Here is a 21,140-nt window from a genome sequence, read left to right as displayed (position 1 = left end):
AGTTCTGTTTCAGTTCAATGTCGGACGCTGGGTCGGGAGGGGAATATCGGATGGCGGCTGGATGGCCGGAGCATTCTGAATGACCTGTTCTACATTCTGCTGTCGCACGGCCTGAGCCGGAGAGGCGGAATAGGCCTGAGCCGCAATCCCCTCGGGATTGGCGGAAGGAGCAGCTGCAACTGCGGCGCAGGCCGCCGGCAGATCGGAAACCATCACCTGGCGCGGCTTTACCGGCTTGGCATTGGGGTCCTTTTTCGGCGGCGCCCATGGCTCCTTGGTGAACCACCAGGCAAGGGACTTGTCGCAACCATCGCCCTTGCCGACGGATGCCTGCGGTTTGCAATTGGGCGCGCCGGGCGGGCATTCCAGCCGAATGTGGAAGTGCTCGTCATGGCCGTAAATCGGCCTGATCTTGCCCATGAAGGTCCGGTCGCCGGTCCATGTCTGGCAGAGTTTCTGCTTGATGGCCGGGTTGACGAAGACACGCTCCACCTGCGGGTAACTTGCCGCCATCATCACCAGCCGGGCATTCAGCGGCGACCATTTGCGGTCGTCAACCGTCAAAAACTTGCTCTTGTCCAGCATCGAGATGAATGGCACCGTCTCTCGCTGCTCCACCGTCAGCCGGGGAGTGGGCATGGGCCGCCACCAGACATCCACATCGAGACCGATCTGGTGCGAGGCATGCCCTGTCAGCATAGGACCGCCGCGTGGCTGGGAAATATCGCCAAGCAGCAGGCCCGGCCAGCCGATCTTCTGGGCATCCTGCGAAAACCGCTCAAGAAAGGAAATCAGCTGCGGCTGGCCCCAGCGCCGGTTGCGGGAAAGGCGCATGGCCTGCCAACCGGGGCCATCGGTAGGCATGGCGACGGCGCCAGCCTGGCAGCCTTTGGCATAAGAGCCGATCGGTTGAGAAGCTGCGGCGGAAGGCAGCGCCATGTGGCCGAACACTTCTTTTGCGGGCCTGTCTTCGGCCGATGCGGTCTCGATCTGCCATTGCAGCGCCGAGACGACCGACATCGTGAGCATCGCTGCCTTGAATATTCTGGATGATCCCGCCGTCATGTAGCCTTGCCCGCCCGATCAGTTGATTCTCTACCTCTGAGGATAAACTGGAACGGGATTTTGTTTAAACCATGTTTCGCCTGGACCGCGCAAGGCAGGATAAATACGTCGATAAAGAGCTTGTGAGACAGCGCATCTGTTTTTTGCCAATCTTTCTTTTATGCTCTCTCGAGCAAGTACAAGAACACGGACATTGACCCGATGATATTGGCACCACTGAAATCCCGCTTTCTCATTGCCCTCACGGCCTCCGCCCTGCTGATGCCGGTGGCGGCATTTTCCCAGTCGGGCGATGTCTGGCGAAAGGGGATTTCGACGGTCGGGGAGTTGAAGCATCCCGATGGCTTCGACCATTTCGACTATGTGAACACCAATGCGCCCAAAGGCGGCACGTTGCGCCTCTCGACATCGGGCACCTTCGATACGCTAAACTCGCTGCTGGCCAAGGGCGAGGCGGCAACGGGCCTTTCGCTCGTCTTCGATACGCTGATGAAATCGACGGAAGAGGAACTCTCGGCCTCCTATGGTTTGCTGGCGGAAGGCGTCAGCTATCCCGACGATATTTCCAGAGCGACGTTCCGCCTGCGACAGGAGGCCAAATGGGCGGACGGCAAGCCGGTGACGCCCGAGGATGTCGTGTTCAGCTTCGAAAAGGCCAAGGACCTGAGCCCGCAGCTTGCGACCTATTACACCCACGTCACCAAGGCGGAAGTGAGCGGCGACAGGGACATCACCTTCACCTTCGATGAAAAGAACAATCGCGAGCTGCCGCAGATCGTCGGTCAATTGATGATCGTTCCCAAGCACTGGTGGGAAGGCACCGGCCCGGACGGGAAGCCGCGTGACATTTCGCGCGGCACGCTGGAGCCGGTCATGGGTTCCGGCCCCTACAAGATCGCTGCCGTCGCCCCCGGATCGACCATCACTTATGAGCGCCGTGACGATTATTGGGGCAAGGACGTCAACGTAAACGTGGGGATGAACAACTTCAAAACCATCGCCTACACCTTTTTTGCCGATCAGGACGTGGAATTCCAGGCATTTAAATCGGGCACGATCGATTTCGCGCGGGAAGCTTCCTCCAGCCGCTGGGTCACGGGTTATGATTTTCCCGCTGTCAAAGACGGTCGGGTGAAGAAGGAGGAGCTGCCGAACATCTACCGTTCCGTCGGTATCATGCAGGCTTTTGTGCCGAACATGCGGCGGGAAAAGTTCCAGAACCCGAAACTGCGCAAGGCGCTGAACTATGCCTTCGATTTCGAGGAACTCAACCGCACGCTGGCTTACGGCCAGTTCCAGCGCATCAACAGCTTCTTCATGGGCAGCGAATTGGCTTCATCTGGCCTGCCGACGGGTCGAGAACTGGAACTGCTTCAGGAGCTCAAGGATCAGGTCCCACCTGAGGTCTTCACGACGGAATACAAGAATCCGGTGGCGGGCGATCCGGCCAAGCAGCGCGACAATCTGCGCGAAGCGGTGAAGCTGATGAAGGAGGCCGGTTTCGAGTTGCGCGGCAACCGCATGGTCAATGCGAAGACCGGTCAGCAACTCGATATGGAATTCCTGATTGATTCCGCCGGCATGGAACGAACGATCCTTCCCTATGTGCAGAGTCTGAAGAAAATCGGCATCAACGCGACGATCCGTACGGTCGATGCCTCGCAATTCACCAACCGCACCCGCAGCTTCGATTACGACATTATCGTCAAGCTCTGGGCGACGTCGGCCAACCCGGGCAACGAGCAAGCCGATTACTGGGGTTCGGCGGCTGCTGATCGTCAGGGATCGAACAACCTCGCCGGCATCAAGAACCCGGCCGTTGATGCTTTGGTGCGCAAGGTCATTTTTGCGCCCAATCGCGATGAGCAGGTCGCTGCTGCCCGGGCGCTTGACCGGGTGCTGCTCGCAAACAGCTATGTCATTCCGCAATTCTACCGTGGCGAGCTGTTCATCGCCTATTGGAACACGATTGTCCGCCCGGAAAACCTGCCCGAATACGGCATCGGATTTCCCGAAGCCTGGTGGTCCAGCCAGGCCGGAAAATGACGCCGGCCTTGCTTTCGCGATCAAGGCTTGATTCACATAGGCCAGGACGAATCGCTTGACATGCGCACGACGCTGCTTTGAGGAAAGGACCGGGCTTGACCCAGACGAAAGACGCTGACCGAACGGCTGGGAGAAAAGGCTGATGGGCGCCTATATCCTCAGACGTCTGGCGCTGATGATCCCAACCATTATCGGCATCATGGGCATTTCGTTTCTCGTCATCCAGTTCGCCCCGGGCGGTCCGGTGGAACAGGTCGTCGCGCAGCTGACGGGCCAGGGCGACAGCGCTTCCGACCGCCTCTCTGGCGGCGGCGACCTCACGGGGCAGGGGGGCGGCTTCGATGAAAGCGGGTCGAAATATCGCGGCGCGCAGGGGCTCGATCCGGAGCTGATCAAGAAGCTCGAAAAGCAATTCGGTTTTGACAAACCGCCGCTCACCCGGTTCCTTGAAATGATGTGGAATTACATCCGCTTCGACTTCGGCGACAGCTTCTTCCGCAATTCGTCGGTCATCGATCTCATCATCGACAAGCTGCCGGTCTCGGCCTCGCTCGGCTTCTGGATTTTGATCATTTCTTATGTGATTTCCATTCCGCTCGGCATCAAGAAGGCCGTTTCCGACGGCTCGACCTTCGATGTCTGGACCTCAGGCATCATCATCATCGGGTATGCGGTGCCGAGCTTCCTGTTCGGCATCCTGCTCATCGTGCTTTTCGCCGGCGGATCGTTCTTCGACTGGTTTCCGCTCCGCGGCCTGGTGTCGGATAATTTCGACCAGCTGAACTGGTGGCAGAAGATCATCGACTATTTCTGGCACCTCACATTGCCGCTCATCGCGCTCTCGCTCTCTGCCTTCGCGACGACGACGCTTTTGACCAAAAATTCCTTCATCGACGAGATCAAGAAGCAATATGTCATCACCGCCCGAGCCAAGGGTCTTACGGAACGCAAGGTTCTCTACGGCCATGTCTTCCGCAACGCGATGCTGATCGTGATCGCCGGCTTTCCGGGCGCCTTTATCTCGGCCTTCTTCACCGGCTCGCTGCTGATCGAGAATATCTTCTCGCTGGATGGCCTCGGCCGGCTCGGTTATCTCTCGGTCGTCAACCGTGATTACCCGATTGTCTTCGGCACGCTGTTCATCTTTTCGCTGATGGGCCTCGTCGTCGGCCTGCTCTCTGACCTCATCTACACATGGATCGATCCGCGCATCGACTTCGAGCGGAGGGACGTGTGATGTCGCTTGCTCATCCCGCCGGAACAGAGATGCTGGTCAAGCCCAAGCGCCCGTGGTTCTCGCCAACCACAAAGCGCCGTTGGCAGAATTTCAAGGCTAATCGCCGTGGATACTGGTCCTTCTGGCTTTTCCTGATCCTGTTCTTCCTGAGCCTCATGGCGGAATTCATCGCCAATGACAAACCCATCCTCGCCTCCTACAAGGGCGAGATTCTCGTGCCGGTCATGGTCGATTATCCGGAGGAAAAATTTGGCGGTTTTCTCGCCCAGACCGATTACAAATCCTCCTTCATTCAGGACGAGATCAACGCCAATGGCTGGATGATCTGGCCACCGATCCGTTACTCCTACCAGACGGTCAATTCCAATATTCCGCATTCCGCGCCCACGGCACCTTTCTGGCTGATGGATAAAAAGGAGCGCTGCTCGGCCTACCCGCAGGGCGATGCCGATCCCGGCTGCACGCTTGGCAATCTTAATTGGCTCGGCACCGACAATCAGGCCCGCGACGTCACGGCGCGAATGATCTACGGCTTTCGCATCTCCGTGCTGTTCGGTCTGACGCTGACCATTGCTTCTGCCATTGTCGGCGTCACCGCCGGCGCCATTCAGGGCTATTTCGGTGGCTGGACGGACCTGCTTCTGCAGCGTTTCATCGAAATCTGGTCGTCGATGCCGGTGCTTTACATCCTGCTGATCATCGCGGCCATCCTGCCGCCGGGCTTCTTCGTGCTGCTCGGCATCATGCTGCTGTTTTCATGGGTCGGCTTTGTGGGCATTGTCCGCGCCGAATTCCTGCGCGCCCGAAACTTCGAATATGTCCGGGCTGCCCGCGCACTCGGGGTCGGAAACTGGACGATCATGTTCCGCCACCTTCTGCCCAACGCCATGGTGGCAACGCTGACCTTCCTGCCCTTCATTCTCTCAGGCTCGATCACGACACTCACCTCGCTCGACTTCCTCGGTTTTGGAATGCCGCCGGGATCGCCGTCGCTGGGCGAGATGATTGCGCAGGGAAAGAACAACCTCCAGGCTCCCTGGCTGGGCCTGACGGCATTCTTTACGATGTCCATCATGCTGTCGCTCCTGATCTTCATCGGCGAGGCCGTTCGCGACGCCTTCGATCCACGCAAGACGTTCCGGTGATCGCCATGATGGAAACAACTATTCAGCCGCTTCTCTCCGTCCGTGATCTCTCCGTCGCCTTCCATCAGGGCGGCGCGACCAGTATCGCTGTCGATCACGTCTCCTTTGACCTGATGCCGGGCGAAGTCGTTGCCCTCGTCGGGGAATCCGGCTCCGGCAAGTCGGTCACCGCAAATTCCATTCTCAAACTCCTGCCCTATCCGGCGGCCAGCCACCCCTCCGGCAAAATCCTGTTCGATGGCAAGGATATGCTGACATTGCCGGAGCGCTCCCTGCGTGCGGTGCGCGGCAACGATATCACCATGATCTTCCAGGAGCCGATGACCTCGCTCAACCCGCTCCACACCATCGAGCGGCAGATCGGCGAAATCTTGGAGCTGCATCAGGCAATTACCGGCGCGGAGGCGCGTCAACGCACACTCGAATTGTTGTTGCAGGTCGGCATCCGCGAGCCGGAAAAGCGCCTGAAGGCCTATCCGCACGAATTGTCTGGAGGCCAGCGGCAACGCGTGATGATCGCCATGGCGCTCGCCAACCGGCCGAAACTGCTGATCGCCGACGAGCCGACCACCGCACTCGACGTCACGGTCCAGGCGCAGATCCTCGAACTCTTGAGCGATCTGAAGGCGAAACATGGCATGTCCATGCTGTTCATCACCCACGACCTCGGTATCGTCCGAAAGTTTGCCGACCGTGTCTGCGTCATGACCAAGGGCAAGATTGTCGAGACCGGCACGGTAGAGCAGGTGTTTACCGATCCGCAGCACGCCTATACCCGCCATCTTCTGGCTGCCGAGCCGAAGGGCGAGCCGCCGCACTCCGATGCCAGCAAGCCAGTGGTCATGCAGGGTGAAGACATCAAGGTCTGGTTTCCGATCAAATCCGGGTTGATGCGTCGCGTTGTCGACCATGTGAAGGCGGTTGACGGCATTGATATTACCCTGCGCGCCGGCCAGACCGTTGGCGTGGTGGGCGAGTCCGGCTCCGGCAAGACCACGCTTGGCCTTGCGCTCTCGCGGCTGATCGCGTCTGAGGGGCGTATCAGCTTCGTTGGTCAGTCGATCGACCATTATTCGTATGAGATGATGAAGCCGTTGAGAAATCGGCTTCAGGTGGTATTTCAGGACCCTTACGGCTCTCTCAGCCCGCGCATGTCCGTTGGCGAAATCATTGCCGAAGGCCTGAAGGTGCATGAGCGGTCGCTATCGGCCGTCGAGCGCGATACGCGTGTCGCCACGGCACTGGAGGAGGTGGGCCTTGATCCGGCCACCCGCTGGCGGTATCCGCACGAATTTTCCGGCGGCCAGCGCCAGCGCATCGCCATTGCCCGCGCCATGGTGCTGAAGCCCCGTTTCGTCATGCTTGACGAGCCGACATCCGCGCTTGACATGAGCGTGCAGGCGCAGGTGGTTGATCTGCTGCGGGATCTGCAGGCAAAACACGAATTGGCCTATCTCTTCATCAGCCACGATCTGAAGGTGGTGAAGGCGCTCGCCAACGATCTCATCGTCATGCGTCACGGCAAGGTGGTTGAAAGTGGCCCTGCGGCTGAGGTTTTTGCCAATCCGCAGCAGGACTACACCAAGGCATTGCTCGCCGCCGCCTTCAATATCGAGGCCGTGGAAACGAAAGCGGTGAGCCAGTAAGCCGCATCGGTATTTCGTTCAAGGCGATGACTTCCTGTTGCTTTGCGCAGCAGGCCGACCCATGTTGCGATAAAGGTGACATGGAATTGGATGGATTGCGATGGCAGCGGATGTGATCGTTTTAGGAGCGGGCATCATCGGAGTTTCGGTGGCCCTGCAACTCGCCCGACGGGGCAAGTCGGTGGTGCTGGTGGACCGGCGCGGGCCGGGGGAAGAAACATCCTTTGGCAATGCCGGCCTGATCCAGAGAGAGGGCGTGGTGCCCTACGGTTTTCCGCAGGACCTTGCGCTCTTGCTGCGCTACTCGCTGAACAACAGGATCGATGTCCGTTATCGCCTCTCCGCGCTTCCCAAAATCGCGCCGTTTCTCGGGCGCTACTGGTATAATTCAGCCGCCGCCAGGCACGCCGCAATCGCCCGCGCCTATACGCCTTTGATCGAACATTCGGTGTCCGAGCATAACATCTTGATCGATGAGGCCGGGGCGGGTGAACTGATTGTCAAAAATGGCTGGATGGAAGCCTATCGAACCGCAGAGAGGCGAGATGCCGATTATGCTTTCGCCGAGCGTCTTTCCCGCGAAAACGGCATTTCCCACACCAAACTGGATGCCAAAGAGCTTGCGGCATCCGAACCGCACCTCTCCCGGGATTTTGTTGGTGGACTGAAATGGAATGACCCGTGGTCCGTACTTGATCCGCACGGGCTGACGCTTGCTTATGTAAAGCTGTTCGAAAGCCTCGGCGGCAGCGTCGTGCGGGGCGATGCCTCGACACTGAGCCAGACCACAAGCGGCTGGACGGTGCGCACGGCGACAGGTGCGGTTGAGGGCGAGCAGGCGGTCGCGGCGCTGGGCCCCTGGGCCGATATCGTGACGCAACGACTGGGTTATCGCTTCCCGCTCGGGGTGAAGCGCGGTTATCACATGCATTATGCGCTGCAGGAGGGCGCCAGGCTCAATAACTGGCTGATCGATCCCGAGCGCGGTTATTTTCTTGCGCCCATGCGGAAGGGCATCCGGCTGACGACCGGAGCAGAGTTTGCCGAGCGCGACGCACCGAAATCCCCCGTGCAGATCGACCGCGCGGAGCGTGTGGCGCGCAGCATTTTCCCACTCGGCGGAAGGCTCGATGCTGAGCCATGGATGGGTGCGCGGCCATGCACACCGGACATGATGCCGATCATTGGCAAGGCGCCGCGTCACAAAACATTGTGGTTCGCATTCGGGCACGCCCATCATGGTCTTACCCTCGGGCCGATTACGGGCCGGGTCATAGCCGAAGCCATGCTGGGAGAGAAGCCGGTTATCGCGATCGATGCCTATCGCCCGGAGAGGTTCAATCCGTAAGAAGAGGAAACTGCTGGCCTTCCTGCAACAGGCCACGTAACATGTTCATATACAAAAGGGGAAAAAGGGCGAACGTCATCATGGTGGCGAGGTTTCTCATCTATCAGCAGCAGGACGATTTTCGTTAGCGAAACTCGCTGCGCATGAACGAGATGGAAACGGCTTGCTGGTGCATGATGGATGATATTGAAAACGCAAAGAAATTTTTCGCCGATAATCCCGATATCGAAATTCTCGAAGCTTTCGTCATAGATGCGAATGGCGTTCCGCGCGGCAAATGGATTCCGCGCGAAAGGGCAATCGACGTGCTCGAAAAGGGAATGGCCATCCCGCGCTCCGTCTACGCGCTGGATATCTGGGGCAGGGATGTGCACGCGGCCGGTCTGGCCGAGGGCACCGGGGATCCGGATGGGTTCTGTTTTCCGGTGCCCGGCACACTGTCGCGGGTGACATGGCTTGGCAGGCCGACCGCACAGGTTCTTCTAGCCATGAAAAACCCCGATGGAACCGGTTTTTATGGCGATCCGCGCCATGTTCTGTCGCAGGTTCTGAATGCCTATAACAAGGCCGGTCTAACGCCCGTTGTGGCGACAGAACTCGAATTTTACCTGATCGATCCCGTTCGTTCGGCGCTTGATCCGGTGCGCCCACCGCACAGCCGTGAGGGACGCTGGCACACCGGTCAGACACAGGTTCTGTCGATTTCCGAATTACAGGATTTCGAGGATGTCTTTCATGACATCGCCACCGCCTGCCGCGCACAGGGTGTGCTTGCTGATACCACGCTGCGGGAAAATGGTCCCGGGCAATATGAGATCAACCTCAACCATGTGCCGGATGCCCTGCAGGCCGCAGATTTCGCCGTCTTTCTCAAACGCATCGTCAAGGGCGTCGCACGACGGCACGATCTCGACGCAACTTTCATGGCGAAGCCCTATGGGCTCCAGGCTGGCAATGGAATGCATGTGCATTTCTCCGTTCTCGACAAGAGCGGCAGGAATATCTACGCCGGGGAAGAGGGGCCATCGGACGCGCTGATGCATTCGGTCGGCGGTCTCCTGGAAAACATGGGGGAAAGCATGGCGATCTTTGCTCCCCATGCCAATTCCTATCGCCGCCTCACACCGAGCGAACATGCGCCGACCTACGCCTCCTGGGGCATCGATAATCGCTCGGCGGCCGTGCGCGTCATCGTTGCCAGCAAGGTCGCGACACGTATCGAACATCGGGTGGCCGGCGCCGATACCAATCCCTATCTGGTTCTTGCGATGATCCTCAGCGCCGCACTTGCCGGCATGAAGGAGAAGCGCCAGCCGGGCGGCGCGATCGCAGGTGACAGCCACGCCATCAATCACGAACCGCTTCCCACCAACTGGGACTATGCGTTGCAGCGCTTCACACGGTCCAGCTTCGCCTATGCAACGCTTGGCCAGAAGTACCGGACGCTGTTTTCCGCCTGCAAGCAGCAGGAGCTTTCCGAATTTTCTCTGCGTGTAACCGACGTCGAATATGACGCCTATATCAGGACGGTGTGAAATGGCTGAGGTAACGAACATTCCCAATCCGGGCCATACATCGTCATGGTATGCGGCCTCCGCCAATGTCAAAACCGTGCGACCGACGCTCGAAGGCGCGCTGGATGCGGATGTCTGCATCATCGGTGGCGGCTTCACCGGCATTTCAGCGGCGCTGGAACTGAGCGAACGCGGTTACGCGGTCATCGTGCTGGAAGGTGTGCGGGTTGGCTTCGGCGCGTCGGGCCGCAATGGCGGGCAGATCGTCAATGGTTACAGCCGCGATCTCGAAACCATCGCCGGCCGCTACGGGCATGACAAGGCAGTAAAGCTCGGCGAAATGTCACTGGAAGGCGGCGCCATCATCCGCAGCCGCGTCGCCAAATACGGGATCGACTGCGATCTCGTCGACGGCGGTTTTTTCGCCGCCTTCACGCCGAAGCAGATCCGCGAAATGGAAGCCCATAAGGCCCACTGGGAAAAACACGGCCATGGCGGGCTCGAAATGGTCTCAAAGGCGGATGTCGGGAAATATGTGAAGACCGATCGTTATGCAGGCGGCATGATCGACCGCTTCGGTGGCCACATCCACCCTCTTAATCTTGTTCAGGGGGAAGCGGCGGCAGCCGAAAGCCTCGGTGCGCGCATATTCGAAAACTCGCGTGTCATTGCGGTGGAGCAGGGCGTCAATCCCATCGTGCGCACGGCAACGGGCAGCGTGAAGGCAAAATATGTCCTCGTCTGCGGCAATGCCTATCTCGGCACATTACTGCCAGAAATCGGCGAGCGAATGATGCCGGTCTCGAGCCAGGTCATGGCGACGGAGCCGCTCGATGCCGATCTGATCGAAGCCCTTCTTCCTGCCAATTATTGCGTCGAGGACGCTAATTACATTCTCGATTATTACCGCCGCACGTCTGACAATCGTCTGCTTTACGGTGGCGGCATCGGTTATGGCGGCAGCGACCCGGCCGACCTGACGGGTGTGATCCGGCCGAATATGCTGAAGACATTTCCGCAGCTGGAAAAGGCAAAGATCGACTTCGCCTGGAGCGGGAACTTCGCGCTGACCCTGACACGCATTCCGCATATGGGCAGGCTTTCGGACAATATCTACTTCTCGCACGGCGACAGCGGTCACGGCGTCACCACGACCCATCTTCTGGGCAAGATATTGGGGGAAGCCGTTGCCGGCCACGCCGAGCGGTTCGATATCTGGAGTTCGCTGCCGAATTACCCATTCCCGGGTGGAAAGACCTTCCGTGTGCCGCTCACCGTGATCGGAGCCTGGTGGTACGGCTTAAGGGACAAGCTCGGCCTCTAGCGCATTCCAGTGACGACGCGGCGTCGTTTACCTCACGCCATGTCTGCTGCTTCCGCAGACCGACAGTCCTAGAAGGTCACCGCCTTCAGTCCGGCAAGAGCATTTTTGGTGATCTCTTCAGGTGTGGTGTCGATGCTGACGGTGACGACACCCGGTTCGCCGGTTGGCACTTCCAGCGTGGCAAGCTGTGTTTGAAGCAGCGAGAGTGGCATGAAATGGCCCTTGCGTTCACCCATGCGCCGGCTGAGCAGCTCCAGGCTGCCGTCCAGATAAACGAAAGCAAGCGGACCGCCCGTGGCCTTGCGCAGGTAGTCGCGGTAGATTTTCTTGAGCGCCGAGCAGGATACAACGACCCCACCGCTCGCGTTCCCCTTTTGCAACTCTGCACCGATCAGATCGAGCCAGGGCCAGCGGTCGTCGTCCGTCAGGGGAATGCCTTCGGACATTTTCTCGACATTGGATTTGGGGTGCAGCTTGTCGCCTTCAATGAAGGCAATGCCCAGCTTGTCTGCCAGCGCTTCCGCGACCGTGGACTTGCCCGACCCGCTCACTCCCATCACGACGATTGCCTGCGTCACGCCAACCTCTGATATTTCTGTTTCGACAGTGAGCCCCTAACATGTGCGGCAGGTCTCGTGAATACAAAAATGAGGGAGATTTCCTGCAGCCTCCTCCCAAATACTGCTCCGGGGCATCAAGTTCGTTCCGCTTTTGTTCTTTAAATTTTCCGGTGATGATGATAACATCGAAACCTGGGCAAAACGCCTTGGAGTACCGCGGTGGGGTTCGATTTGGCAGACGCGAGGAATTTGGAGCAGCTATCCTTCGAGGGATGGGAGCCGGGGAAGGTACGGCGTTTTAATGCTCAATATACCACCAAGCTCTTGATCACCGTGAGACCGCCGGCAGCCTTGGCAGCACGGATTTTTGCCGATTCCTCGCACCACGCGGCGAAGCAAACGAAGCGCGAGGCTCATCCAGCAGCCGTTCTGCATATAACATTGCTTTGTGTTGGATGCTTTGAGGCTGTGCCGGATGGGCTCGTTCATCGGCTGAAGAATACGCTTGGCGAGATCAAGGCCCGTCCCGTTCCGATAACGTTTGATAGGACCTCGCTGTTTGGCAATCGCGGCAGCCTCGCTTTGCACAGCAGCCATGAGATGCTGGAAATGCAGTCTTTATCGACGATGCTCCAACGTGCCCTTTGGCGGGCCAACCTGCCCTTTGTTACGCCTTCGTCTTTTGCGCCCCATCTCGCGCTGATTACCGGCTGTGGAAGAATTGAGCCGATGCCCGTCGAGAAACCCTATAGTTGGCTTGCCGGAAGCTTCGAGCTTGTTTGCAGCCACGTGGGCGAACCGCAGCTTGAGTTACTCGCACGCTTCGCGCTTACCCCGAAAGCAGAGTGTTACGAGCGGCCTGAAAGCCAACTGCACTTACCAGGAAAAATAATCGGACACTCTAAACGGTCGATGCAGAGGGCATCGGCGCAATGACGGGTTAAAGGCTTACGAGCCAGGGGTATGCCAGGCTACGTTCACTTCGGTTGGTCCGATGATTAGTTTCAATTGATGGGACCTTGCAACAACGGCACAGCCTTCTTGTCCACTGGTCCACACTGCGCGCATCAACACCAAAAGGCGTCGATCGCGCAAGCGAGGCGATTTCGCCTCGCTGGAAGCAATGTGCAGCTTAGAGCTGGACCTTGTCAAATGCCTTGCCGTCGATGCCGAGGGCTTCGAGGTCGGCGCGGGCGGGCTTGCGATGTGCGCGAACTGCGGCCGAAACCGAAAGTGCTGCACCGAGAACGGCGAAAGTTTCACCGAAGAAGTGACGCGATGTCTTAGCAACCTGACGCATTTTTTCTCTCCATCTTTGATGCCCAGATAATGGGCATTCCGTCGCCGCTCTACAACGCCTGATGCAGCAGGGAAGCCATGCAGCTTTGCTCGCGCTCGTTTCGATATCAGTCAATTCATTTTTGCATGGCTCGAGAGCCTGAGCGGCATATTTGCGCAGGGCGTCGAGCCGGGCGGGTTGAACGAGCCGGATAATTTGTTATGCCGGGATGCTGAGCGCGATGTAGAGGTGGATGGAATGACGGTCACGATTTACGGTATCAAGAACTGCGACACGATGAAAAAGGCCAGAAGCTGGCTTGAGGCCAATGGCGTCGACTATTCCTTTCACGACTACAAGGCCGCCGGCATCGACCGCGCTCATCTTGAGGCATGGTGCGATGCCGCAGGCTGGGAAACCGTCCTGAACCGGGCTGGCACGACGTTCAAAAAACTGGACGACGCGAAGAAGGCCGATCTTTCGCGGGAGAAAGCCATCGCATTGATGGTGGAGCAGCCCTCCATGATCAAGCGACCGGTGCTGGAGACGCGGGGCAAGATCACGGTCGGCTTCAAGCCGGACACTTATCAGGCCCTTTTTGCGTAAGCAGATTTAGCCATGTCGAAAACAACCCGCGCAACGCAAGTGTTGACGAAGGCCGGCATCGCCTTCACCACTGTCACCTATGACTACGACCCGACTGCCGATCGCATCGGTTTGCAGGCGGCGGCAGCGATTGGCGAGCCGCCCCATCTGGTGCTGAAGACGCTGATGGCTGAGCTCGATGGCAAGCCGGTCTGCGTTGTCGTTCCTTCGGATCGGGAAGTGAGCATGAAGAAGCTCGCGACCGCCTTCGGAGGCAAATCGGCCAGCATGATGAAGCCCGCCGAAGCGGAACGGGCAACCGGCTACCACGTCGGCGGTATCAGCCCTTTCGGGCAGAAGAAGCAGGTGCCGACAGCCATCGAATCCACTGCCATGGGCCATGATTACGTCTACATGAATGGTGGGCAGCGCGGCTTGCAACTGCGGCTTTCCCCGCGCGACGCGCAGACGGCATTGAACGCGATCGCCGCGCCGCTGGTCGCCGATTGAAGCGCGAGAGGCAGCGTTGAAAGCATTTGGCTTTCAGTTGGAATGGGCTATGGTCGGCGCCTCCGAATGAAATAGACGAAGGCAGATCATGACTGTTTCTCCCATCGATTCCGTCAAACTCGAAAAACTGGCCGAAGTCGCCATCAAGGTCGGCCTGCAATTGCAGAAGGATCAGGATCTGGTGATCACCGCGCCGCTGGCAGCCCTGCCGCTGGTGCGTTTTCTGACCAAACACGCCTATATGGCCGGTGGCGGGCTGGTCACCACCTTCTATTCCGATGAAGAAACCACGCTTGCCCGCTATCGCCACGCGAGCGACGCCAATTTTGACCGGGCTTCCGGCTGGCTCTATGAAGGCATGGCAAAAGCCTATGCCAATGGCGCAGCGCGGCTGGCGATTGCCGGCGACAACCCGATGCTGCTGGCCGAACAGGATCCAGCCAAGGTGGCGCGCGCCAACAAGGCCAATTCCACCGCCTACAAGCCGGCGCTGGAGAAGATTTCCAACTTCGACATCAACTGGAACATCATCTCTTATCCAAACCCGTCCTGGGCAAAGCAGGTCTTCCCCGATGTGTCGGAAGACGACGCTGTCCGCAGGCTCGCGGATGCCATTTTCGCCGCATCGCGCGTGGATGTGGCCGATCCGGTTGCCGCCTGGGCGCAGCATAACGCCAATCTTGCCAAGCGGTCGGCGTGGCTCAATGGCGAGCGTTTTTCGGCACTGCGTTTCACCGGTCCGGGCACGGATGTCACGATCGGGCTTGCGGACGGGCATGAATGGCACGGCGGCGCTTCGGTCGCCAAAAACGGCGTAACCTGCAACCCGAATATTCCCACTGAAGAGGTCTTCACGACGCCGCACGCGTTGCGCGTGGATGGTTATGTTTCCAGCACGAAACCCCTTTCGCATCAGGGTACGCTGATCGACGATATCCAGGTAAAGTTCGAAGCTGGCCGCATCGTCGAAGCCAAGGCTTCGAAGGGCGAAGCCGTATTGAACAAGGTACTCGACACTGACGAAGGCGCGCGGCGCCTTGGTGAAGTGGCGCTGGTGCCGCATTCCTCGCCGATTTCGGCAAGCGGCATCCTTTTCTACAACACGCTGTTCGATGAAAATGCCTCATGTCACATCGCGCTTGGCCAGTGCTACTCGAAATGCTTCCTTGACGGTGCTTCGCTGTCGCAAGAGCAGATCAAGGCACAGGGCGGCAATTCCAGCTTGATCCATATCGACTGGATGATCGGTTCCGACAAGGTGGACATTGACGGCGTGAAGCCGGATGGCTCCACGGTTCCTGTCATGCGCAACGGCGAATGGGCCTGACGGCTATTTCGGCAACTGGCTGCGCTGGCTGAGCCAGATGCTGAAAAGCACCGCCATGAAGCCGGCGATCTGCGCTGGCGTGAGGCTTTGACCGAGCGCCAGCCAGCCCAGCAGCGTTGCCACAACAGGACTCAAGAATCCGAGCGAGGCTGCCGCTGAAGGTTCGATGCGGGCTAGCCCACGAAACCAAAGAACATAGGTGAGTGCCGCACCGATGAGCCCAAGATAGGCGATTCCGAGAATATTAGTCGCTGATGGCGTCGGCAGTGCCGGCTCCAGAAGATAGGCGAGCGGTAAAAGAAGAATGCCGCCCGCGGTCAGTTGCCATGCGGTGAAGGTGAGGTTCGAGACCGGCGGGCGCCATTTGCGGGTCAGTACTGTTCCGAAGGCCATGGAGACGGCACCCGCAAGGCCTGCGGCAATGCCGATGCCATCGAGCACCGCGCCCGGCGTCAAGACGAGTAGCGCGACACCGGCGATACCGAGAAAACCGGCGGCGATGGCCAGCGGTCGAATTTGGGTTGCGAGAAACAGTCGCGAAAGGCCGATCACAATGAGAGGCTGGACCGCGCCCACGGTTGCCGCAACGCCGCCGGGCAATCGATAGGCCGAAACGAACAGCATCGCCCAGAAAAACGCGAAATTCAGCGCGCCGAGGATAAAGCTGCGGTGCCACCAGATACCCTGCGGCAGCCTGTGGACGATCAGCAGCAGCAGGATGCCGGCCGGCAAAGCGCGCAGCATGGCGACATGCAGTGGATATCCCTGCGGCAGGAATTCCGTCGTGACGAAGTAGGTGGTGCCCCATATGACGGGGGCAAGCGCGGTAACCAGCACGTCGGCTGCAAAAGTCGAATTTTTCTTCATCTCAAGAATCTCTATATCAAGATAAATTGAGTTTAATGGAATTTGTCTTGACGTCAAGATACCTCTCGCTATGCATAGGCGATGAGCAAGAATCCTCCTGATCACGTCGACCATATTCTCGCACAATGGCGCAGGGAGCGACCCGATCTCGATGTCGGGCCCATGGGCTTGCTTGGCCGTCTACACCGGCTGACCACGCACCTCGGCCGCGAGGTTGAGGCGGTGCTCTTGAAGCACGGCCTCTCCTCCTCCGCCTTCGACGTGCTGGCGACCTTACGGCGCGCGGGCTCACCCTATCGGCTCTCTCCCGGCGATCTGCTGTCCATGACCATGGTCAGTTCCGGCACCATGACAAACCGGATTGACCAGCTTGAGAAAGCAGGGATGGTGGAGCGTATCCACAATCCACAGGACCGGCGCAGCGTCTTGATATCGCTGACGGAACGGGGCTTTTGCGTGGTGGAGGCGGCGGTCTCGGCGCATGTCGAAAACCAGCATCGGCTTGTCGCCGGTCTCACCGAAGAAGAGCGAACGACTTTAGACGGGCTGTTGAAGCGGTTTCTGCAGGGGTTTGAGGAGTAATATGAAGCGTCACCGCCGGCCCTGCGGCAAGGGGTCTGCGGCGCTTGTTTCCTGAAGAATAATCCTGTAAGCATTTTTCCAGAAACCTGTACGACAGGTTGGAGGAAGAATGTTAAGTCCAATTGCGCATGAGGCCGGTCTTGTCAGCAGCACGATCGGCGCGATCACCCGCCACATCAGAGAGAACGAACTGGCGCCCGGCGCAAAGCTGCCGAGTGAACTTTCGCTCTCGCAACAGCTTGGCGTCTCGCGCACTGTCGTCCGCGAGGCTTTCCGATCGCTTTCGGCGATGCGGCTCATCGATGTCAGCGCCGGCAAGCGCGCCACAGTGGCCACGCTGGATCATGGCGCGATGTCGTTGATGTTCGAACATGGCATTCACACCGAGCAGATCAACATCCAGCAGATCTATGACGTACGCCGCACGATCGAAGTTCGCACCGTGACGCTTGCGGCGCTGCGACGCACGGATGCAGAAGCGCTCATCATTCTGGAACATGCCAGGGCCATGGAGAGTGATTTTGGGAAGAACGACAAGGTCATGGAGCATGATCTGGCGTTCCATCTGGCAATCGCCAAGGCTTCCAAGAACCCTGTTTTCGAACTCATTCTTGGCGCGTTCCAGAACGTGACGCGTCAGACCTGGCCGATCGGCTGGAAAAGCCGCACATCCGACGCGCAGCGCCACGCCGCCGGTGAGCTACACATCGCCATCGGACAGGCCATTGCCGCGGGCGATCCGCAAACGGCCTCGACGCTGATGGCGCGGCATTTCGATGAAAGCGTGCACGCGCTTCTGGCGGCTGGCATCGCCTGATTTCTCAAACCCAGTTCCAGACGGAACACGACCTGCCTCTGGAGGAGACACTTCATGAAAATCACCAAACTTGAGACCGTTCGTGTGGCGGAACGGGCCAACCTGCTTTGGGTTCTGGTCCACACGGATGAGGGGATCACCGGATTAGGCGAAACCTTCTATGGCGCGGAGACCGTCGAGGCCTATGTGCACGAATACATCGCGCCGCGCGTGATCGGCCGCGACCCGCTGCAGATCGACCTTCTGGCGCAAGACCTTGTGGGCTATCTCGGTTTTCGCTCATCCGGCGCAGAAGTGCGCGGCAACTCCGCCTTTGACATCGCCCTCTGGGATATTTTCGGCAAGGCCACCAACCAGCCCATAGCCCAGCTGCTCGGTGGTTTCAGCCGCAGGGAAATCCGGACTTACAATACCTGTGCGGGCACCGAATATATCAAGAAGGCGACCGGGCAGCAGACGGCCAATTACGGCCTTTCCGGTGGCAAGGACTATGATGACCTGAATGGCTTTCTGCACCGCGCGGACGAACTTGCGCACTCGCTACTTGAGGATGGCATCACGGCCATGAAGATCTGGCCCTTCGATGCGGCGGCGGAAAAGACACGCGGGCAATATATCTCGATGCCGGACCTGAAAAGCGCGCTGGAGCCTTTCGAAAAAATCCGCAAGGCGGTGGGCGATAAGATGGATATCATGGTGGAGTTTCACTCCATGTGGCAGCTTCTGCCCGCCATGCAGATCGCCAAGGCGCTGACCCCCTACCAGACCTTCTGGCACGAAGACCCGATCAAGATGGACAGCCTTTCCAGCCTGACGCGATATGCCGCCGTTTCGCCCGCACCGATTTCGGCATCGGAAACGCTCGGCTCCCGCTGGGCCTTCCGTGATCTCCTGGAAACGGGCGCTGCCGGTGTTGTCATGCTTGACATCAGCTGGTGCGGCGGGCTTTCGGAAGCACGCAAGATCGCCTCCATGGCGGAAGCCTGGCATCTGCCGGTCGCCCCGCATGATTGCACCGGGCCGGTGGTGCTCTGTGCCTCCACCCACCTGTCGCTCAACGCGCCGAATGCGCTGGTGCAGGAAAGCGTGCGCGCCTTCTACAAGACCTGGTATCGTGATCTCGTCACGGCCTTGCCGGAAGTGAAAAACGGCATGATAACGGTGCCCCCGGGCGCCGGGCTCGGCATGGAACTGCATCCCGACATCGAGAAGAGCTTCACCGTCAGCCGCCGTTTTTCGGATGCGGCTTCGATCTGATCAGAACAGGCTGCCCTGGTTGCCCGGGTCCGAAGAAGCTGGCTTGACCGGCTTCTTTTTCGGCGCAGCGGTGGCATCCGGGGAAGATGTGCCTTCTCCGGTTGTGATCGCCGAGACGCGGCCATCGGCAAATTCCATCGATACCACGGCACCGGAAGCAATGGCCGCAGCGCGGGTCAAAGGGCGGTTCTCCTCATCGCGGATGACAGCATAGCCGCGCTTGAGCACGTTTTTATACGAGAGCGATTGCAGGATACGGTCATGGGCGGCAAGGCCGGACCGGTTTTGCGCCATCCGATGCAACACGGCAGTATCGGCCCGGCGTGAGGCAGTGGCAAGGCGCTCCTTTTGCCGCTCAACTTGGCCAAGCAGCCGGGCGGGTAGCGAGCGCAGAGATGAGTCGAAGGAATCGACACGCCCTTTTCCCTGCAGCAGCCGGCGTTCCACCAGCGTCTCCGCCCTGTGCATGCGCTCGGTGATCCTCTGCCTGTGGTGCTTGAGGCCATTCAACAGGGTTTCCGGTCTCAGTCCCGAGGCGGAACGCTCGAATGTCCGCCGCTTGTTCAGCGTCGTCAACTCCAGTCCACGCCCAAGACCACTCGCAGCCTCGTCGAACCGGCGACGCGGCAAGGCGAGAAGCTGATCGAGCGACGGCAACGCCCGCACCAGGGCGCGCACGCCTTGCCGGCGATTGTCCATCTGCCGCGAGACAGAGCCGGAAAGGCGGGCAGCGATGCCGGAAAGCTGCGCCTCGAGTTCCGCCCGCACAGGCACCGCCATTTCGGCGGCTCCCGTCGGCGTCGGCGCACGGACATCGGCGGCGTAATCGATCAGGGTGGTATCTGTCTCATGTCCGACGGCGGAAATCAGCGGAATTTCGCTTTCCGCTGCGGCGCGCACGACGATCTCATCGTTGAAGCTCCAGAGGTCTTCCAGACTGCCGCCACCACGCGCAACGATCAGCACATCAGGCCGTGCGATCTCGCCACCGGGCTGAAGCGCATTGAAACCGCGAATGGCGTTCGCCACCTCCTCGCCCGAACCTTCTCCCTGCACCTTGACCGGCCAGACAAGCACATGAACGGGAAAGCGATCCGAAATGCGATGGAGAATATCGCGGATCACCGCGCCCGTCGGCGAGGTGACGACGCCAATGACGTGTGGCATGAACGGCAGCCGGCGCTTGCGGGCCGGGTCGAACAGTCCCTCGGCCGCCAGTCGACGGCGCCGGTCTTCGAGAAGCGCCATCAAAGCGCCGGCACCGGCCGGTTCAAGGCTTTCGATAACGATCTGATATTTCGAGGAGCCTGGGAAGGTCGTGACCTTGCCCGTCGCGATCACTTCCATGCCCTCTTCCGGGCGGAACTTCAGCCGAGAGAAGGTTCCTTTCCAGATCACGGCATCGATGCGGGCGCGATCGTCCTTCAGCGAGAAATAGGCGTGGCCGGACGAATGTGGCCCGCGATAACCAGAAATCTCGCCTCGCACACGCACCTGATCGAAGGCCGTTTCCACCGTTCGCTTGATGGAACCCGACAGTTCGGACACCGAAAACTCGGCAAGGTTGCTCAATACGGCGTGGGAGAAAATATCACTCATGCCTGCTTTTATCGAAAATGGCTCGATTCGGATATGCCGGGGAAAGCTCGCAACGATTTTAACGGCGGTGAAACCATATCCTCAACTACAGAGTTAGGAAAACGGGAGTTGGAGGTAAAAACAAGGGTTCGTTAGGGAAGACAGCGTTACGTCTGTTCCCGGCCCGGCAACCAAAGAGGAGGCGGCACCATGATTTTTCTCACCGCCACAGTGCTCGGCATCGCTGCCGTTGCATTACGTTCGGTCTTCAGCATCGTGTTCATCTGCATGATGATTATCGGAGCCTATGGCGTTGCGATGGCGCTTTCGTCCGGTGCTGTTCCGCTGACGTCTCTGCTTCAGGCGCTCGCGGGTTATAATTTCGGCGTCGTTGGCGTCGTCATCAGCCTTCTGGTACTGCAGCGCCCGCGGTCCACCCCGCCAACTCTCTAA

At 59.1% G+C, this 21,140-nt stretch carries 20 protein-coding genes; 15 read left to right on the top strand and 5 right to left on the bottom strand.

What is annotated here, in order from left to right:
* Positions 1-9: 9 nt before the first annotated feature.
* Positions 10-1,065 carry a penicillin-insensitive murein endopeptidase gene (gene mepA, locus AT6N2_RS09585; RefSeq protein WP_209086068.1) on the bottom strand — a complete coding sequence of 352 codons (1,056 nt, stop codon included), beginning with the start codon at positions 1,063-1,065 and terminating at the stop codon, positions 10-12.
* A 201-nt stretch (positions 1,066-1,266) separates the two neighbouring features.
* Here mepA and AT6N2_RS09580 point away from each other — a divergent pair, with 201 nt between their 5' ends.
* The 7 genes from AT6N2_RS09580 to AT6N2_RS09550 all read left to right on the top strand — a co-directional run bounded on the left by AT6N2_RS09580 (position 1,267) and on the right by AT6N2_RS09550 (position 11,325).
* Positions 1,267-3,111, top strand: a complete 1,845-nt coding sequence (locus tag AT6N2_RS09580) for an extracellular solute-binding protein (protein WP_209086065.1) — start codon at positions 1,267-1,269, stop codon at positions 3,109-3,111.
* Between the two features lie 142 nt (positions 3,112-3,253).
* Positions 3,254-4,348 carry a microcin C ABC transporter permease YejB gene (locus AT6N2_RS09575; protein WP_144576195.1) on the top strand — a complete coding sequence of 365 codons (1,095 nt, stop codon included), beginning with the start codon at positions 3,254-3,256 and terminating at the stop codon, positions 4,346-4,348.
* Between the two features lie 29 nt (positions 4,349-4,377).
* Positions 4,378-5,493 (top strand): ABC transporter permease, encoded by a 1,116-nt coding sequence (locus AT6N2_RS09570; RefSeq protein ID WP_371417848.1) that lies wholly within the window; start codon positions 4,378-4,380, stop codon positions 5,491-5,493.
* A gap of 5 nt (positions 5,494-5,498) precedes the next feature.
* Complete coding sequence (locus tag AT6N2_RS09565; protein ID WP_209086053.1) at positions 5,499-7,139, top strand: ABC transporter ATP-binding protein; 1,641 nt, start codon at positions 5,499-5,501, stop codon at positions 7,137-7,139.
* A 100-nt stretch (positions 7,140-7,239) separates the two neighbouring features.
* Entirely contained in the window at positions 7,240-8,487 is a 1,248-nt protein-coding gene (locus AT6N2_RS09560) for an NAD(P)/FAD-dependent oxidoreductase (protein ID WP_209086051.1), read from the top strand.
* 173 nt (positions 8,488-8,660) lie between these two features.
* Positions 8,661-10,022 (top strand): glutamine synthetase family protein, encoded by a 1,362-nt coding sequence (locus AT6N2_RS09555; protein WP_209089652.1) that lies wholly within the window; start codon positions 8,661-8,663, stop codon positions 10,020-10,022.
* Position 10,023: 1 nt separating this feature from the next.
* Positions 10,024-11,325 carry an NAD(P)/FAD-dependent oxidoreductase gene (locus AT6N2_RS09550; RefSeq protein WP_209086050.1) on the top strand — a complete coding sequence of 434 codons (1,302 nt, stop codon included), beginning with the start codon at positions 10,024-10,026 and terminating at the stop codon, positions 11,323-11,325.
* Between the two features lie 68 nt (positions 11,326-11,393).
* Here AT6N2_RS09550 and AT6N2_RS09545 read toward each other — a convergent pair whose 3' ends face one another.
* Entirely contained in the window at positions 11,394-11,882 is a 489-nt protein-coding gene (locus AT6N2_RS09545) for a gluconokinase (RefSeq protein WP_209089651.1), read from the bottom strand.
* Positions 11,883-12,104: 222 nt separating this feature from the next.
* Here AT6N2_RS09545 and AT6N2_RS09540 point away from each other — a divergent pair, with 222 nt between their 5' ends.
* The gene (locus tag AT6N2_RS09540; protein ID WP_209086049.1) at positions 12,105-12,821 is read left to right on the top strand and encodes a 2'-5' RNA ligase family protein; all 717 of its coding nucleotides are present in this window, start codon (positions 12,105-12,107) and stop codon (positions 12,819-12,821) included.
* Between the two features lie 196 nt (positions 12,822-13,017).
* Here the strand turns inward: AT6N2_RS09540 and AT6N2_RS09535 are convergent, their stop codons facing one another.
* Positions 13,018-13,185: a hypothetical protein gene (locus tag AT6N2_RS09535; protein ID WP_172801619.1), complete on the bottom strand. Its 168-nt coding sequence runs from the start codon at positions 13,183-13,185 to the stop codon at positions 13,018-13,020.
* Positions 13,186-13,422: 237 nt separating this feature from the next.
* On the opposite strand from AT6N2_RS09535, the gene AT6N2_RS09530 reads away from it, so the two are divergent.
* The 3 genes from AT6N2_RS09530 to AT6N2_RS09520 all read left to right on the top strand — a co-directional run bounded on the left by AT6N2_RS09530 (position 13,423) and on the right by AT6N2_RS09520 (position 15,586).
* Positions 13,423-13,770: an ArsC family reductase gene (locus tag AT6N2_RS09530; protein WP_144576189.1), complete on the top strand. Its 348-nt coding sequence runs from the start codon at positions 13,423-13,425 to the stop codon at positions 13,768-13,770.
* 12 nt (positions 13,771-13,782) lie between these two features.
* Positions 13,783-14,259 carry a Cys-tRNA(Pro) deacylase gene (gene ybaK / locus AT6N2_RS09525; protein WP_063949420.1) on the top strand — a complete coding sequence of 159 codons (477 nt, stop codon included), beginning with the start codon at positions 13,783-13,785 and terminating at the stop codon, positions 14,257-14,259.
* An 88-nt stretch (positions 14,260-14,347) separates the two neighbouring features.
* On the top strand, positions 14,348-15,586 hold the full coding sequence (locus AT6N2_RS09520; RefSeq protein WP_209086048.1) for an aminopeptidase: 1,239 nt from the start codon (positions 14,348-14,350) through the stop codon (positions 15,584-15,586).
* A gap of 3 nt (positions 15,587-15,589) precedes the next feature.
* On the opposite strand, the gene AT6N2_RS09515 is transcribed toward AT6N2_RS09520, so the two are convergent.
* Positions 15,590-16,453 carry an EamA family transporter gene (locus AT6N2_RS09515; RefSeq protein WP_209086047.1) on the bottom strand — a complete coding sequence of 288 codons (864 nt, stop codon included), beginning with the start codon at positions 16,451-16,453 and terminating at the stop codon, positions 15,590-15,592.
* Between the two features lie 81 nt (positions 16,454-16,534).
* Here AT6N2_RS09515 and AT6N2_RS09510 point away from each other — a divergent pair, with 81 nt between their 5' ends.
* From AT6N2_RS09510 to AT6N2_RS09500, 3 genes are all read left to right on the top strand, one after another.
* Positions 16,535-17,035, top strand: coding sequence for a MarR family winged helix-turn-helix transcriptional regulator (locus AT6N2_RS09510; RefSeq protein ID WP_209086044.1), 501 nt, complete (start codon positions 16,535-16,537; stop codon positions 17,033-17,035).
* A 109-nt stretch (positions 17,036-17,144) separates the two neighbouring features.
* On the top strand, positions 17,145-17,852 hold the full coding sequence (locus AT6N2_RS09505) for a FadR/GntR family transcriptional regulator (protein WP_209086042.1): 708 nt from the start codon (positions 17,145-17,147) through the stop codon (positions 17,850-17,852).
* 54 nt (positions 17,853-17,906) lie between these two features.
* Positions 17,907-19,109, top strand: coding sequence for a mandelate racemase/muconate lactonizing enzyme family protein (locus tag AT6N2_RS09500; RefSeq protein ID WP_209086039.1), 1,203 nt, complete (start codon positions 17,907-17,909; stop codon positions 19,107-19,109).
* Here the strand turns inward: AT6N2_RS09500 and xseA are convergent, their stop codons facing one another.
* Positions 19,110-20,708, bottom strand: coding sequence for an exodeoxyribonuclease VII large subunit (gene xseA, locus AT6N2_RS09495; RefSeq protein ID WP_209086028.1), 1,599 nt, complete (start codon positions 20,706-20,708; stop codon positions 19,110-19,112). It lies immediately after the preceding gene.
* Between the two features lie 189 nt (positions 20,709-20,897).
* On the opposite strand from xseA, the gene AT6N2_RS09490 reads away from it, so the two are divergent.
* Positions 20,898-21,140, top strand: coding sequence for a hypothetical protein (locus AT6N2_RS09490; protein ID WP_144576183.1), 243 nt, complete (start codon positions 20,898-20,900; stop codon positions 21,138-21,140).

The organism is Agrobacterium tumefaciens (genome assembly GCF_017726655.1).
GTDB classification, from domain to species: domain Bacteria; phylum Pseudomonadota; class Alphaproteobacteria; order Rhizobiales; family Rhizobiaceae; genus Agrobacterium; species Agrobacterium tumefaciens_B.
This window is presented reverse-complemented; position numbering and strand designations above follow the sequence as displayed.

Coding starts and splice junctions, on each gene's coding strand:
- AT6N2_RS09575 (WP_144576195.1), top strand. CDS start 3,254: ATGGGCGCCTATATCCTCAGACGTCTGGCGCTGATGATCCCAACCATT.
- AT6N2_RS09580 (WP_209086065.1), top strand. CDS start 1,267: ATGATATTGGCACCACTGAAATCCCGCTTTCTCATTGCCCTCACGGCC.
- AT6N2_RS09505 (WP_209086042.1), top strand. CDS start 17,145: ATGTTAAGTCCAATTGCGCATGAGGCCGGTCTTGTCAGCAGCACGATC.
- AT6N2_RS09535 (WP_172801619.1), bottom strand. CDS start 13,185: ATGCGTCAGGTTGCTAAGACATCGCGTCACTTCTTCGGTGAAACTTTC.
- AT6N2_RS09510 (WP_209086044.1), top strand. CDS start 16,535: ATGAGCAAGAATCCTCCTGATCACGTCGACCATATTCTCGCACAATGG.
- AT6N2_RS09570 (WP_371417848.1), top strand. CDS start 4,378: ATGCTGGTCAAGCCCAAGCGCCCGTGGTTCTCGCCAACCACAAAGCGC.
- AT6N2_RS09490 (WP_144576183.1), top strand. CDS start 20,898: ATGATTTTTCTCACCGCCACAGTGCTCGGCATCGCTGCCGTTGCATTA.
- AT6N2_RS09545 (WP_209089651.1), bottom strand. CDS start 11,882: ATGGGAGTGAGCGGGTCGGGCAAGTCCACGGTCGCGGAAGCGCTGGCA.
- AT6N2_RS09555 (WP_209089652.1), top strand. CDS start 8,661: ATGATGGATGATATTGAAAACGCAAAGAAATTTTTCGCCGATAATCCC.
- AT6N2_RS09550 (WP_209086050.1), top strand. CDS start 10,024: ATGGCTGAGGTAACGAACATTCCCAATCCGGGCCATACATCGTCATGG.
- ybaK (WP_063949420.1), top strand. CDS start 13,783: ATGTCGAAAACAACCCGCGCAACGCAAGTGTTGACGAAGGCCGGCATC.
- AT6N2_RS09565 (WP_209086053.1), top strand. CDS start 5,499: ATGATGGAAACAACTATTCAGCCGCTTCTCTCCGTCCGTGATCTCTCC.
- xseA (WP_209086028.1), bottom strand. CDS start 20,708: ATGAGTGATATTTTCTCCCACGCCGTATTGAGCAACCTTGCCGAGTTT.
- AT6N2_RS09530 (WP_144576189.1), top strand. CDS start 13,423: ATGACGGTCACGATTTACGGTATCAAGAACTGCGACACGATGAAAAAG.
- AT6N2_RS09500 (WP_209086039.1), top strand. CDS start 17,907: ATGAAAATCACCAAACTTGAGACCGTTCGTGTGGCGGAACGGGCCAAC.
- AT6N2_RS09560 (WP_209086051.1), top strand. CDS start 7,240: ATGGCAGCGGATGTGATCGTTTTAGGAGCGGGCATCATCGGAGTTTCG.
- AT6N2_RS09520 (WP_209086048.1), top strand. CDS start 14,348: ATGACTGTTTCTCCCATCGATTCCGTCAAACTCGAAAAACTGGCCGAA.
- AT6N2_RS09515 (WP_209086047.1), bottom strand. CDS start 16,453: ATGAAGAAAAATTCGACTTTTGCAGCCGACGTGCTGGTTACCGCGCTT.
- mepA (WP_209086068.1), bottom strand. CDS start 1,065: ATGACGGCGGGATCATCCAGAATATTCAAGGCAGCGATGCTCACGATG.